The sequence below is a fragment of the Streptomyces xiaopingdaonensis genome (assembly GCF_000262345.1).
In the GTDB taxonomy this organism is placed as follows: domain Bacteria; phylum Actinomycetota; class Actinomycetes; order Streptomycetales; family Streptomycetaceae; genus Streptomyces; species Streptomyces xiaopingdaonensis.
In genome coordinates this window covers 1-13,354 of the sequence record NZ_AJTQ01000369.1, presented here as the reverse complement: position 1 = coordinate 13,354, position 13,354 = coordinate 1, and the positions used below count along the sequence as shown (strand labels likewise).

The 13,354-nt window shown below is 72.1% G+C and carries 11 protein-coding genes and 1 pseudogene; 7 read left to right on the top strand and 5 right to left on the bottom strand.

What is annotated here, in order from left to right; all coding sequences use genetic code 11:
* Window positions 1-652: pseudogene (locus UWG_RS33245) on the bottom strand (hypothetical protein); the annotation flags it as partial.
* A 335-nt stretch (window positions 653-987) separates the two neighbouring features.
* On the opposite strand from UWG_RS33245, the gene UWG_RS0128265 reads away from it, so the two are divergent.
* From UWG_RS0128265 to UWG_RS33240, 3 genes are all read left to right on the top strand, one after another.
* Window positions 988-1,839 carry a hypothetical protein gene (locus UWG_RS0128265; protein ID WP_016910560.1) on the top strand — a complete coding sequence of 284 codons (852 nt, stop codon included), beginning with the start codon at window positions 988-990 and terminating at the stop codon, window positions 1,837-1,839.
* Between the two features lie 99 nt (window positions 1,840-1,938).
* The gene (locus UWG_RS31860; RefSeq protein ID WP_016910559.1) at window positions 1,939-2,190 is read left to right on the top strand and encodes a hypothetical protein; all 252 of its coding nucleotides are present in this window, start codon (window positions 1,939-1,941) and stop codon (window positions 2,188-2,190) included.
* Window positions 2,191-2,429: 239 nt separating this feature from the next.
* Entirely contained in the window at window positions 2,430-3,002 is a 573-nt protein-coding gene (locus UWG_RS33240) for a hypothetical protein (RefSeq protein ID WP_157838609.1), read from the top strand.
* Here the strand turns inward: UWG_RS33240 and UWG_RS0128250 are convergent.
* Complete coding sequence (locus UWG_RS0128250) at window positions 2,938-4,263, bottom strand: arsenic transporter (RefSeq protein ID WP_016910557.1); 1,326 nt, start codon at window positions 4,261-4,263, stop codon at window positions 2,938-2,940. The two genes, UWG_RS33240 and UWG_RS0128250, sit on opposite strands and share 65 nt — an antisense overlap.
* A gap of 142 nt (window positions 4,264-4,405) precedes the next feature.
* Between UWG_RS0128250 and UWG_RS0128245 the strand changes: the two genes are divergently transcribed.
* Window positions 4,406-5,185: an SDR family NAD(P)-dependent oxidoreductase gene (locus UWG_RS0128245; RefSeq protein ID WP_016910556.1), complete on the top strand. Its 780-nt coding sequence runs from the start codon at window positions 4,406-4,408 to the stop codon at window positions 5,183-5,185.
* A gap of 16 nt (window positions 5,186-5,201) precedes the next feature.
* Here the strand turns inward: UWG_RS0128245 and UWG_RS0128240 are convergent, their stop codons facing one another.
* On the bottom strand, window positions 5,202-6,665 hold the full coding sequence (locus UWG_RS0128240; RefSeq protein ID WP_016910555.1) for an MFS transporter: 1,464 nt from the start codon (window positions 6,663-6,665) through the stop codon (window positions 5,202-5,204).
* 101 nt (window positions 6,666-6,766) lie between these two features.
* Between UWG_RS0128240 and UWG_RS0128235 the strand changes: the two genes are divergently transcribed.
* From UWG_RS0128235 to ppdK, 3 genes are all read left to right on the top strand, one after another.
* Entirely contained in the window at window positions 6,767-7,255 is a 489-nt protein-coding gene (locus tag UWG_RS0128235) for a MarR family winged helix-turn-helix transcriptional regulator (protein ID WP_016910554.1), read from the top strand.
* A 125-nt stretch (window positions 7,256-7,380) separates the two neighbouring features.
* On the top strand, window positions 7,381-8,523 hold the full coding sequence (dusB, locus tag UWG_RS0128230) for a tRNA dihydrouridine synthase DusB (protein WP_016910553.1): 1,143 nt from the start codon (window positions 7,381-7,383) through the stop codon (window positions 8,521-8,523).
* A gap of 502 nt (window positions 8,524-9,025) precedes the next feature.
* Window positions 9,026-11,746 (top strand): pyruvate, phosphate dikinase, encoded by a 2,721-nt coding sequence (gene ppdK, locus UWG_RS0128225; RefSeq protein WP_016910552.1) that lies wholly within the window; start codon window positions 9,026-9,028, stop codon window positions 11,744-11,746.
* A gap of 266 nt (window positions 11,747-12,012) precedes the next feature.
* Here the strand turns inward: ppdK and UWG_RS0128220 are convergent, their stop codons facing one another.
* Window positions 12,013-12,444: a VOC family protein gene (locus UWG_RS0128220; protein WP_016910551.1), complete on the bottom strand. Its 432-nt coding sequence runs from the start codon at window positions 12,442-12,444 to the stop codon at window positions 12,013-12,015.
* Window positions 12,445-12,622: 178 nt separating this feature from the next.
* Window positions 12,623-13,354, bottom strand: a 732-nt coding sequence (locus tag UWG_RS0128215) for a M23 family metallopeptidase (protein WP_016910550.1), incomplete at its 5' end; no start/stop codon positions are given.

Below are 13,354 nucleotides of genomic sequence, written 5' to 3'. Positions count from 1 at the left end.
CCTCGCGCTCCTCGCGCTCCTCGCGCTCCTCGCGCTCCTCGCGCTCCCCGTCGTCCTGTTCGTCGCGCTGGTCTTCGCCCTGCGCGTCGCCGCGCTCGTCGCCGCGCTCGCCGTCGTGCTCGCCGTCGTGCTCGTCTCCGCGGTCTTCGCCCCGTCCGTCGTCCTGTTCGTCGCGCTGGTCTTCGCCCCGCCCGCCGTCCCGCTCGCCGCCGCGCTCGTCTCCGCGGTCTTCGCCCTGCCCCTCGTCCCGCCCCTCGCCCCGTTCTTCACCCTCCTCGTCGTCGTCCCGACAGGACCCGCCTCCCTGCCGGTCCGCGCCCTTGCCGCCCGATTCGCGGTCCCCCTGGGAGAGTTCGCGGGTGCGGGCCTCGAGGTTCTCGACGAACGTGTCGAGCTTGTTGCTCGCCGCCGACTTCACGGCCGAGCGCCCGGCCTCCATCAGCTCTCCCCGTACCGACTTCGTCAGGCGTTGCAGGGCCGACGGCTTCGACGACGTCTCCTCCTCGGGCTCCTCCTGCTTCGAGCCTCCTTGCATCTTCCTGGTGGCGAGGTAGATCGCGACGCCGAGTGCGGCCTTGCCGCCCTTGCCGCGTCCCAGCAGGTAGCCGCCTGCGAGGCTCGCCGCGACGGCGGCGGACTTGCTGTCCGACATGGTGTTCTCCCTTGTCGTTCGCCAACCCGCGGCGACGACTCCGCAGGTCATAGGTGGGCTGACACGTCGTTCCCGGTGGCCCGGAGCCGACCGCGCACGCCGGGCGAGCCGCTCCGTCCGTGAGGACGGGGCGCCGCCGCTCGACGGAGGCCGAGGACCGCGCTGTCCAGTCTGGTCGGAAACATCCGTAACTGGCGCGCGAGGATGCGCCGCTCGGGGACGGACACCGCGGTGGCGAAGGCGTGGAGGCGGTCCGCGCGCGCTCGAAGGGAACCCGTCCTACCCTGACAAAAGAGTCAAACCCCTGATCTGCGCAAGGTATCGGAGGGCCCGGCATGGCCGACAACGACGAGCTGGCACAGCGCGAGAACGGCGGTGAGCCGGCGAAGAAACCGTCGGTGAGCGACGAGCCGGACGTCCTCCTCGACGTACCGACGCTCCACGTCGACGAGATCGACCTGGAGGTGGAGGACCTCAGAGCGCGGGTCTCGCTCCAGGCGGAGGTGCTGGAGCTGCTGAAACTCAACGTGGGCGCCGACGCGACCCTCGGCAAGGTCCGGCTCGAGATCAAGGGCGTGGACGCGCAGGCGCTGCTGAAGGTCCGCCTCGACAACGTCGCCTCCGTGATCGACCGCGTCCTGACGACGATCGACCGGAACCCGCAGATCCTTGAGCAGGTGACGAGCGGGGTCGGCTCCGCGGTCAACAAGGTCGGCAGCGGCGCAAGCGACGCCGTCAGCGACGTGGGCGGCGGCGCGGGGCAGGCCGTTGGCGAGGTCGGCAGCGGTGCGGGCGAGGCGGCCAAGGAGGTCGGCGGCGGCGCGGGCAAGGCGGTCGGCGACGTGGGCAGCGGTGCGGGCGAGGCCGCGAGCGAGGTGGGCGGCGGCGCACGCGAGGCCACCAAGGAGGTCGGCAGCGGAGCGGGCCGGGCGGCGAAGGAGGCCGGCAGCGGTGCGGGCCAGACGGCGAAGCAGGTCGGCGGCGGCGCGGGCCAGGTGGCCGGCCAGGCGGGCGAGGCCGCGCAGGACGCGGGCGGCGCGGGCGAGGCCGTCGAGGGCGTCACGCGGAAGGCGGGCGAGGCGGCCGGGCAGGCGACGGGAGCCGAGGAGCGAGGAGGCGGCTCCGACGGCGGGAACGGCCGTCGGGGAGGCGGCAACCGGACCGAGCGCCGCAGGCAACCGACTTGAAAGCCCGCGGACGCTCCGGAGATCGACGACGCGGACATCGCCTTCGCCGCGCACGTCGAGGCGGACGAACTCGACTGGGACGAGGTCCCCGACAACGAGGTGCGGTTCCACGGCAGCGAGGGGCGGCGGTCGGGTTCGGGAAGCCGCCGCGCCAACCTCCCGCGCGGGGTGCGCCCCGACACCGAGTACCGCGACGTCGAGATCGACTACGCCATCGCGAGCCGGTTGGAGGAGCCGCCCGAGGAGCTGCCGGCGGGGGGTCGTGACGAGCACGACGACCCCCCGGGCGAGGGGGAGGGCAAGGACGAGCCGACGAAGGCCGACGCTCCGGAGTCGGACGAGGAGGACTGAACGCGCCCGCGGCGTCCGGAAGTTGACGAGCAGGAGCCCGGTGACGGCCCGCCCCTCTCGAACACCGTGGCGACTCGGCCCGGTCGGGGAGGCGAGAACGGGCGAGTTGCGCAAGCCGGGTGAAGAGGTCGTAACCGGGCGGGGGTTGTTGCTCGTTGAGCCAGTGGTGCGAGGTAAGGGCCGGTCCGCGAGCGGGCGCCGGCGCCTCGGGTGACGTGCGGTGTGCGAGGGGTGGCCGGGTGAGGGTGGTGTGCCGGACGGCGCAGGGGTGTGTCCACGCGGGGTGGTGGTGCTACGTCGAGGCGCACGCCTGCGAACCCGGCGAGGGCGCGAACGGTGCCCGCAAGCGGCGCCAAGTCGCCTCCTGTACGGGCGAGTCGGTGGCGGACGCGCTCCTGCCGGAGCTCCGCCAGGTCGCGGCACCGCGGCTGCGATGGCGCCGGTTCGACGACGTGGAGCAGGTGATGCGCTGGCTGAGCACCGAACTACGGGTGCAGTTGCAGGACTTGGAGGTGCGGGACCGCTGGTTCGGGTACCGGTGGCTGTGCCACGGGCAGCGGGAGACGCGTCAACGCCTCGGCGCCGGGGAGGAGTTCGCGCTCCCCGTGCGTCTGCGCACGCCGTTCGGCGTCGCGCGGGTGCGGTGGACGGTGCGGCCCGTCCTGTTCCTCCACCCGCCGCCCGACCTGCTCGTCTGCCACCCCACCCGCGAGGCGGTGCCCGCCGTCGCGCGGGCCGCGGGGAGCCTCAGTCCAGCAGCGTCAGCCAGCCCGCGAGCGCCGCGAGCGTCACGAGCAGTACCGGAACGGTGAGGACGACGCCGGTGCGGAAGTAGCGGCCCCAGCCGATGTGGATGCCCTTGCGGTCGAGGACGTGCAGCCAGAGCAGCGTCGCCAGGCTCCCGACCGGCGTGATCTTCGGCCCGAGGTCGGACCCGACGACGTTCGCGTAGACCATCGCCTCGTGCGCGAGCCCCTGCGCCTCCGTGGTGTCGATCGCGAGCGCGGCGATCAGCACCGTCGGCAGGTTGTTCATGACGGAGGAGAGCACGGCCGCCGCGCCGCCCGTCCCCAGCGCGGCGGCGAGCGTCCCGTGGTCCGCGAAGTGTCCGAGAAGTCGGGAGAGTTGGGCGGTGAGCCCTTCGTTCCGCAGCCCGTAGACGACGAGGTACATGCCCAGGCTGAAGAGGACGATCTGCCAGGGAGCCTCCCTGACGACCCGCCCCACCCGGATCGGCCGCTCGGCGCCGCCCTCGCCGAAGAGCCGCCGCGGACGGCGCGCGGCCACCGCGAGGAGCACGAAGGACCCGGCCCCCGCGACGGCGGAGAGCGGCACCCGCAGCGGCTCGGCCGCGAAGTACCCGCCCAGCAGCAGCGCGAGCACGACCCACCCGGCCCGGAAGGTGACGCGGTCGGTGACGGCCTCCCGCGGCTGCGGCAGCGGGCCGACCGGGTAGCGGCGGGGGGTCGAGCGGCGGAAGTACAGCAGCAGCATTCCCAGGCTGGCGAGCACCGAGACGACCGCGACCGGCAGCATGACGACGGCGAACCGCGCGAACCCGAGCTGGAAGAAGTCGGCGCTGACGATGTTGACGAGGTTGGAGACGACGAGCGGCAGGCTCGCGGTGTCCGCGATGAACCCCGTCGCCATGACGTACCCGAGCGAGGCGGCGGGGGAGAAGTCGAGTGCCCGCAGCACGGAGATGACGACGGGTGTGAGGATCAGCGCGGCGCCGTCGTTGGTGAAGAGCGCCGAGACGAGTGCCCCCAGCACCACGACGAGTGCGAAGAGCAGCCGCCCGCTTCCCCGCCCCCACCGGGCCACGTGCAGCGCCGTCCACGCGAAGAAGCCGCACTCGTCGAGGACGAGCGAGATCAGCACCGCGGCGACGAAGGTGAGCGTCGCGTTCCAGACGAGGTCGAGGACGGTCGGAACGTCCCGCAGGTGGACGACGGTCGTGGCGAGCGCGAGCGCCGCCCCGCCGAGCGCGGTGTAGCCGATGCCGAGGCCGCGCGGCTGCCAGATCACCAGCGTGAGCGTGGCGACGAAGATCAGAAGTGCGGCCAGGGCCATGGGGTGCGGTCTCTCTCGTGCGGTACGGGTCGCTCGGAGCGATCTTTCCGCATGCGGGCGCGCGGGGAGAGGCGCGTCGGCCAACCGGCCGCCCCCGTACGGCTGTTGCCTCGTGTCGGGCGCTGCTCCCTAGGGTGTGGCCATGAGGCGATTCGACGGGCAGGCGGCGATGGTCACGGGAGCGGGACAGGGGATCGGGGAGGCCGTCGCGCGGCGTCTCGCCGACGAGGGCGCGTGCGTGCTCGTCACCGACCGCGAGGAGGCGCGCGCCGCGCGGGTGGCGGAGGCCGTACGCGGCGCGGGCGGGCGGGCGGAGGCCCGCACCTGCGACGTCACCGACGACGCTGCCGTCGAGTCGGCCGTCCGGCACGCGGCTGCGACCTTCGGCCGGCTCGACGTCCTCGTCAACAACGCCTACGCCTGCCACCCCGGGCCGCCCCGCTTCGAGGAGCAGCAGGACGGACCCTGGTACGAGGACTTCGAGGTCTCGCTCCACGGCGCCTACCGCTGCATCCGCGCCGCGCTGCCGCATCTGGCGGCGCGGGGTGCGGGCGCGATCGTCAACGTCGGCTCCGTCAACGCCGAGCGGTTCTTCGACGCGCACGCCTACAGCGCGGCCAAGGCGGGACTCGCCTCCCTGACGCGCACCGTCGCGGTGGAGAGCGCTCCGCGGGGTGTGCGCGTCAACCTGGTGGAGCCGGGGACGGTACGGACGGGCGCCTGGGAGGGCCGGGCCGAGGCGCTCCGGCGCGCGTCCGAGCAGTACCCGTTGGGGCGCGTGGGGGAGCCGTCCGACATCGCCGCCGCGGTGGCCTTCCTCGCGTCGCCGGACGCGGCGTGGGTCACCGGGGTCGTGCTGCCGGTCGACGGGGGGCTGCTCGTCAGCAACCTGGGGCTGAGCCGGGCGCTGGCCCAGGGCTGAGACCGGCCACCGGCAGTCAGACCGCGGCTCGGTCCAACGTGCCCTCGTCTTCCGGTACTTCGGGGTACGTCTCCTCGGCCACGGCGGTGCGCGGCAGCCGCAGGCACAGCAGTGCGCAGACGACCGCGGCGCTCGCTGCCCAGGGCAGCGCCGCGAGCAGCGCGTTGCCGAGTCCGTCTTCCGCCCGCCGGAAGAAGGCGCTGCCGATCGCTGCGACGCCGAGCGCTCCGCCGAACTGCTGTGCCGTGGAGAAGATCCCGGAGGCCCGGCCCGCCAACTCGCCGTCGACCGCGGAGAGCACGACGTTGACGAGCGGCACGACCAGCAGCCCGAGCCCCGCGCCGGCCACGAGCAACCCGGGCACCATCGGCCACGCCCCCGTGCGCACGGCCTCGGCCCCGCCCACCGCGGCACCGATCCAGGCGTACCCGCCCGCCATCAGCAGCCCGCCGGCGATGAGCACCCACCGCCCGTACCGCACGGCGAGCCTGCCCGCGACCGGCGAGGTGACGAACCCGCCCAACGAGAAGGCGACGGTGACGACTCCGGCTTGCGTCGGCGTGTACTGCTGCGCGATTTGCAGCCAGAGCCCGAAGACGAGGAAGAACCCCTGCATCGCGAAGGAGAAGAGCAGTTGGACGGCGAGTCCGAAGCCGAACGCCGGGTTCCGGAAGGCCCGCGCGGGAAGCAGAGGAGTCCGCGCCCCGCCGCCCCGACGCGACTGGACCCCCGCGACCATCGCGACGAGCCCCGCACCCGCGCCCGTGCACACCCAGCCCCAGAGCGGCCACCCCCACGAGCGCCCCTGCACGAGCGGGAGCACGACACCCACGAGCCCGGCGGCGAGAAGGAGGCTGCCGAGCAGATCGGGCCGCGCCGTCGACCGCCGTCCGTCCGGCGGGACGACGGCGCGCGCGGCGACGAAGGCGAGGAGCGCGACCGGCACGTTGATCAGGAAGATCGAGCGCCAACCCCAGCCGAAGAGGTCGGCGTCGGTGAGAAGTCCGCCGAGCAGCAGCCCGAGCGCGGAGGCGAAGCCGAGCACGGTGCCGAATATCCCGAAGACGGTGGCGCGTTCACGGCCGTGGAAGAGCGTGCGGAACGAGCCGAGCACCTGCGGCAGAAGTACGGCCGCCGCCACCCCTTGCACCGCACGTGCCGCGACGAGTTGGCCCGGCTCCTGCGCCGACCCGCACGCGAGGCTGGCCACTCCGAAGGCGGCGGTGCCGAGGAGGAAGAGCCGCCGCCGCCCGTAACGGTCGCCGAGATGTCCGGCGACGACGAGGCTGGCGGCGAAGCCCAGCAGGTAGGCGGAGATCGTCCATTGCAGGGCGCTCCGGGAGGCACCCAGATCGCGGGCGAGCGAGGGCAGCGAGACGTTGACGATGGTCACGTCGATCATGTCCATCAGGGCGGCGACGATCATCACGGCCGCCGCCGACCAGCGGCGCGGTACGGGCGCCTCGGTGCGTGCAGGCATCGTTCCTCCATTTATTTCGTTCGGCCAAACGAAATAAACCACCGAGGGCGGCGTGATCACAACCCTTTCGTTCGGCCGAACGAAATAGGTAGGCTGCCGACATGGCGAACAACGAGAAGCCCCGCGACCGCGCGCAGGTGGTCGAGGAACTCACCTTCGCCGCAAGGGAGTCGAGCCTGGTGTCGGTCATGTTCCACACCGCGGTCTCGGCCCAGCGCGGCCTCAGCGCCACCGAGAGCAAGACCCTCGACCGCCTGGAACGCGAAGGGCCCCACACGGCCAAGGAACTCGCCGAGCGCTCCGGCCTCGCCCCCGCCTCCGTCACCGGTCTCGTCGACCGGCTCGTACGCAAGGGCTACGTCCGCCGGGTGCCGCATCCGACCGACAGGCGCCGCGTGACCATCGAGTCCGTCCCCGAGAAACAGGACGAACTCGCCCTGCTCTTCCAGTCGTTCGCCGACGACATGATCGCGATGTACGAGTCGTACACCGTCGAGGAGCTCGACACCGTCCGCCGCTTCCTGCTCGAGGCGGCCGACGTGCAGCGCCGTGCCGCGTCCCGACTCGGCGAGCCCGGCGCGAAGGACTGAGCCACCGTCCGCGTTAGTCCGTGCACGCGCCGCAACGAGGTCGAGCCGCAGGGAGAATGGGGGAGAATGGAGGGCCGCGCCCCGAGGCGCAGTGTGCCGTCAGCCCGTCAGGAAGAGTCCGCCGTATGTCCCAGCCGCTCCGGATCGGCCCCCACACGCTCTCCGCGCCCGTCGTCCTGGCGCCGATGGCGGGGATCACCAACGCGCCGTTCCGGACGCTGTGCCGCGAGTTCTCCGGCGGCCGCGGCCTCTTCGTCAGCGAGATGATCACCTCGCGCGCCCTGGTCGAGCGGAACGAGAAGACGATGCGCCTCGTCGAGTTCGACCGGACGGAGCGGCCCCGCTCGATCCAGCTCTACGGCGTCGACCCGGTCACGGTGGGCAAGGCGGCCCGCATGATCGTCGACGAGGACCTCGCGGACCACATCGACCTCAACTTCGGCTGCCCCGTCCCCAAGGTGACGCGCAAGGGCGGCGGTTCGGCCCTTCCGTACAAGCGCCCGCTGCTCCGCGCCATCCTCCACGAGGCCGTGCAGAACGCCGGCGGGCTCCCCGTCACCATGAAGATGCGCAAGGGCGTCGACGACGACCACCTCACCCACCTCGACGCCGGGCGCATCGCCGTCGAGGAGGGCATCAGCGCCGTCGCGCTGCACGGCCGGACCGCGGCGCAGCACTACGGCGGCACCGCCGACTGGGACGCCATCGCGCGGCTGCGGGAGGCGGTCACCGAGATCCCCGTCCTGGGCAACGGCGACATCTGGTCCGCGGACGACGCCGTCCGCATGGTCGAGGAGACGGGGTGCGACGGCGTCGTCGTCGGGCGCGGCTGCCTCGGCCGGCCGTGGCTCTTCGCCGACCTCGCCGCCGCCTTCGACGCGCAGGCAGGCGGTCGACCGGCGTACGCACGGCCGACGTTCGGGCAGGTCGCCGACGTGATGGTGCGCCACGCCGAGCTGCTCGGCGAGTGGCTGGGGGACGAGGAGCGCGGCGTGATCGACTTCCGCAAGCACGTCTCCTGGTACACGAAGGGCTTCACCGTCGGCTCCGAGGCCCGCCGCGGCCTCGCCGTCAGCTCCTCCCTCGCCGAACTCCGCTCCCTCCTCGACGGTCTCGACCTCGACCAGCCCTGGCCGGCGGGTGCCGAGGGACCGCGGGGCCGTACGCAGAGCAAGAACCGTGTGGTGCTCCCCGACGGTTGGCTGAAGGACCCGTGGGACGCCGGATGCGTCGGCGCCGAGGCCGAGTTGGACACCTCCGGGGGCTGAGCACCGGGCGCCGCAGGGCGTACGGGAGAGGGCGTCGGACCGCGTGAGCGGCCGGCGCCCTTCTTCGTCGCGTCCGGCAACAGCGGTGCGGGACGCGCCCGTTGGGGGTCTGCGCGGTGGGACGGGTGTCCGCATCGTGGGACGAGGGGGTCCCCGGTTCGCGTGATTCTCGCCACCTTGATCAGAGGTCCGCTCATGTGAGCGCTCAAATGTGAACTGCACGTCTCCAAGGAGCACCATGGGAGTTTGCCGAACCTTGGTACATCTACTGAATGGAAACGTGGGGTCTTTGCGGCCTAAGTGGAGTCCGTAGGTGAGGAGTTGAAGGTTGATCTTCGCTTCCTGAAACCGCCCTTGTGAGGGCGTTCCACTCGGACAACTTTCGATCTCTCGGCACACGGGTGGTTGCGCCCATGTGACGTGCTGACGGACGTACCCGGGGGCCTTGGATCTGGGTACGCTCCCCGCCGTCAGGGCAGCCGAACACGAGGAGTCGAGTCCCGTGCCGGATCACGCAGTAAACGCAGCAGGCCAACAGCACAAGCTGGTCTACGACTTCACCGAGGGGCACAAGGACCTCAAGGAGCTCCTCGGCGGCAAGGGAGCCAACCTCGCCGAGATGACCAATCTCGGGCTCCCCGTTCCGCCCGGCTTCACCGTCACCACGGAGGCGTGCAAGGTCTACCTCGACTCCGGCGACGAGCCGCCCGCCCTCCGCCAACAGGTCGGCTCCCATCTCGCCGCGCTGGAGGAGCGGATGGGCAAGAAGCTCGGGCAGTCCGACGACCCGCTCCTCGTCTCGGTGCGCTCCGGTGCGAAGTTCTCCATGCCCGGGATGATGGACACCGTCCTCAACATCGGCCTCTCCGACGCTTCCGTGCACGGCCTCGCGACCCAGGCCGGCGACGACCGCTTCGCCTGGGACTCCTACCGGCGGCTCATCCAGATGTTCGGTGACACGGTCCTCGGCATCGCCGCGGAGCGGTTCGAGGAGCGCATCGAGGAGGCGAAGCGCAGCAAGGGCGTCACCAGCGACGTCGAGCTGGGCGCCGACGAACTCAAGGGTCTCGTCGCGGAGTTCAAGCAGATCGTCCTGGAGCGGACCGGGCGGGAGTTCCCGCAGGACCCGCGCGAGCAGATGGACCTCGCGATGCGTGCGGTCTTCGACTCGTGGAACGGCGACCGCGCCAAGCTCTACCGCCGCCAGGAGCGCATCCCGCACGACCTCGGCACCGCCGTCAACGTCTGCTCGATGGTCTTCGGCAACCTCGGCCCCGACTCCGGCACCGGCGTCGCGTTCACCCGCGACCCGGCCAGCGGGCAGCAGGGCGTCTACGGCGACTACCTCCAGAACGCGCAGGGCGAGGACGTCGTCGCCGGCATCCGGAACACCGTGCCGCTCGCCGAGTTGGAGCAGCTCGACAAGGACTCGTACGACGAGCTCATGCAGATCACGGAGACCCTGGAGAACCACTACAGGGATCTGTGCGACATCGAGTTCACCATCGAGCGCGGCAAGTTGTGGATGCTCCAGACGCGCGTCGGCAAGCGGACGGCAGCCGCCGCCTTCCGGATCGCCGTCCAACTCGTCGACCAGGGACTCATCTCCGAGTCCGAGGCGCTCAGGCGGATGTCGGGGAGCCAGCTCGCGCAGCTGATGTTCCCCCGCTTCGACCTCGACGCCCAGGCCGACCTCATCGGCCGCGGCATCGCGGCGTCCCCGGGCGCGGCCTTCGGCTCCGTCGTCTTCGACTCCGCGACCGCCGTGGAACGCACGGCGGCGGGGGAGCGGGTGATCCTCGTCCGCCGGGAGACCAACCCGGACGACCTCGACGGCATGCTCGCCGCCGACGGCATCCTCACCTCCCGCGGTGGGAAGACCTCGCACGCGGCCGTCGTCGCCCGCGGCATGGGCAAGACCTGCGTCTGCGGCGCCGAGGAGCTCGACGTCGACGTCAAGCAGCGTCGGATGACGACGAGTTCGGGCGACGTCGTCGAGGAGGGCGCGGTCGTCTCCATCGACGGCTCGACCGGCAAGGTCTACCGCGGTGAGGTACCCGTCGTACCGTCCCCCGTCGTCGAGTACTTCGAGGGGCAGGTCGACCCCGCCCGGCTCGACCCGGAGCACGACACCGCGGACGAACTCGTCCTCGCGGTGCACCGCGTCATGGCGTACGCCGACGGCGCGCGGCGCCTCGCCGTGCGCGCCAACGCGGACAACGCGGACGACGCGGCGCGCGCCCGGCGGTTCGGCGCCCAGGGCATCGGGCTCTGCCGCACCGAGCACATGTTCCTCGGGGAGCGCAGGGAACTCGTCGAGCGGCTGATCCTCGCCGAGGCGCCGCAGGACCGCGAGGACGCACTCGGCGCCCTCCTCCCGCTCCAGCAGGGCGACTTCACCGAGCTCCTCGACGCGATGGACGGCCTGCCCGTGACGGTACGGCTCCTGGACCCGCCGCTCCACGAGTTCCTCCCCGACCTCACCGAGCTCTCGGTACGGGTCGCACTCGCCGAGTCACGCGGCGAACCGGCCGACAAGGACCGGCTGTTGCTCCAGGCCGTGCAGCGGCTCCACGAGCAGAACCCGATGCTCGGCCTGCGCGGCGTCCGGCTCGGGCTCGCCGTCCCCGGGCTCTTCGCCATGCAGGTACGGGCCATCGCGCAGGCGGCCGCGGAGCGCCGTGCGGCCGGCGGTGATCCCCAGGCGGAGATCATGATCCCGCTCGTCGGGACGGTGCAGGAGCTGGAGATCGTCCGGGAGGAGGCGGAGGGCGTCATCGCCGAGGTCTCCGAGGCGTACGGCGTCGAACTCCCGCTCTGCGTCGGCACGATGATCGAGCTGCCGCGCGCCGCCCTCACCGCGGGGCAGATCGCGGAGTGCGCCGACTTCTTCTCCTTCGGCACCAACGACCTCACCCAGACCGTCTGGGGCTTCTCCCGCGACGACGTCGAGGCGAGCTTCTTCACCACCTACCTGGAGAAGGGCATCTTCGGCGTCTCCCCCTTCGAGACGATCGACAGGGACGGCGTCGGCGCCCTGGTGAGGACGGCGGTACAGGCGGGCCGGGAGACACGTCCCGACCTCAAGCTCGGCGTCTGCGGCGAGCACGGCGGCGACCCGGACTCGGTCCACTTCTTCCACGAGGCCGGTCTCGACTACGTCTCCTGCTCACCCTTCCGCGTCCCGGTCGCCCGCCTGGAGGCGGGAAGGGCCGCCGTCTGAACCACCGAAGTCCCCGGGCACCCGCGGCCGTTCGGCCCTCACCGCGGCGGCGGGCCCGGAGCGGGGAAGGGGGCGGCGCCTGTGCGGAGGCGCCGTCCCCGGCGGGCCGGACGGGAGGTCGTGGGGCCCGAAGTGGCGCATGCCGCTCGCGACTTCGTCGCGCGGAGCGGGTGGACGCCGGCAGGGCTCGGCCGCGCTCCCGCCGTCACAGGGCAACTGCCGTCCCCCGAGGGAGGAGAGAGGAGGCGGCACGGTGCGAAGCATGCTCAGTCGAGGCAGAACTCGTTGCCCTCGGGGTCCTGCATCGTGATGCACGACTCGTCCTCGTCGTCGGCGGGCATCGTGCGCACGTGCACCCCGCCGAGCGCGACCAGCCGCGCGCATTCGGCCTCCAGCGTGGCGAGGCGCTCCTCCCCTACGAGGCCGGCACCGGCCCGTACGTCGATATGGACCCGGTTCTTGGCGACCTTGCCTTCGGGGACGCGCTGGAAGAGCAGCCGCGGGCCCGCGCCCGCGGGGTCGCTGCACGGAAAGTAGACCTCCTCCTCGGGCGGCAGCGTGCGGTGGTACTCCTCCCACGTGGCAAACCCTTCCGGGACCGGCGGCGTGACGTACCCCAGCACCTCGCACCAGAAGGCGGCGAGGCGTGCGGGTTCCGCGCAGTCGAAGGTGACTTGGAACTGCCTGATCGACGACATCGGCGAACCGTAGCAAGGTTCGCTGTCACCCGACTCCCCGTTTGATGCCGTGCGTTGCACCCCTGAGGACGGCCCGGCCGTGCCGGGGCCGGCGCCTCTTCGACCGAGCGGAGCCGGACAGGCGAAGGGGCGGCCACCGCCGTGCGGCCGCCGCCCCTTCGGGTCTCCTCCGGAAGCGTCAGAGGCTGACGCCGTTCTCCTGGAGGTAGGCCACCGGGTCGATGTCCGAGCCGTAGTCCGGACCCGTGCGCACCTCGAAGTGGAGGTGCGGGCCCGTGCTGTTGCCGGTCGTGCCGGAGAGGCCGAGCTCGCCGCCGGTCTCCACCTGCTGCCCCTGCTGGACGGAGAGCGAGGAGAGGTGCGCGTACTGGCTGTAGCGGCCGTCGTCGTGCTTGACGACGACCTCGTTGCCGTACGAGCCGCTCCAGCCGGCCGAGACGACCTCGCCGGAGGTGACGGCCTTCACCGAAGTGCCGCTGCCGGCCGAGAAGTCGACGCCGGTGTGCTTCCCGCTCGACCAGCTCCCGCCGGCGGCGCCGTAGGGCGTGCTCGTGCCGGCGTCGACCGGCGCGGTGTAGTCGCCGGAGGACGGCTGCGTCTCGGTGGTCGCCGAGGACTGCTGCGCCTTCGCCCCGCCGTCGGACGGCGACGCGTCGGAGGAGCCGCTCAACGCGAGGTGCTGGCCTGGGTAGATGAGGTTCGGGTCGTCGATCTCGTCGGTGTTGGCCTTGTAGACGGTCTTCCAGCCGCCGTCGATGCCGTGCTGCTCCGCGATGGTGTGGAGGGTGTCGCCGGACTCGACGGTGTGCTCGGAGCCGCCCTGCGGCTGCGCCTTCTTCTCGCCCGAGTCCGAGTCCGAGTCCGCGGACTCGGACGACTCCGACTCGGAGGAGCCCGAGCCGCTCGGGTC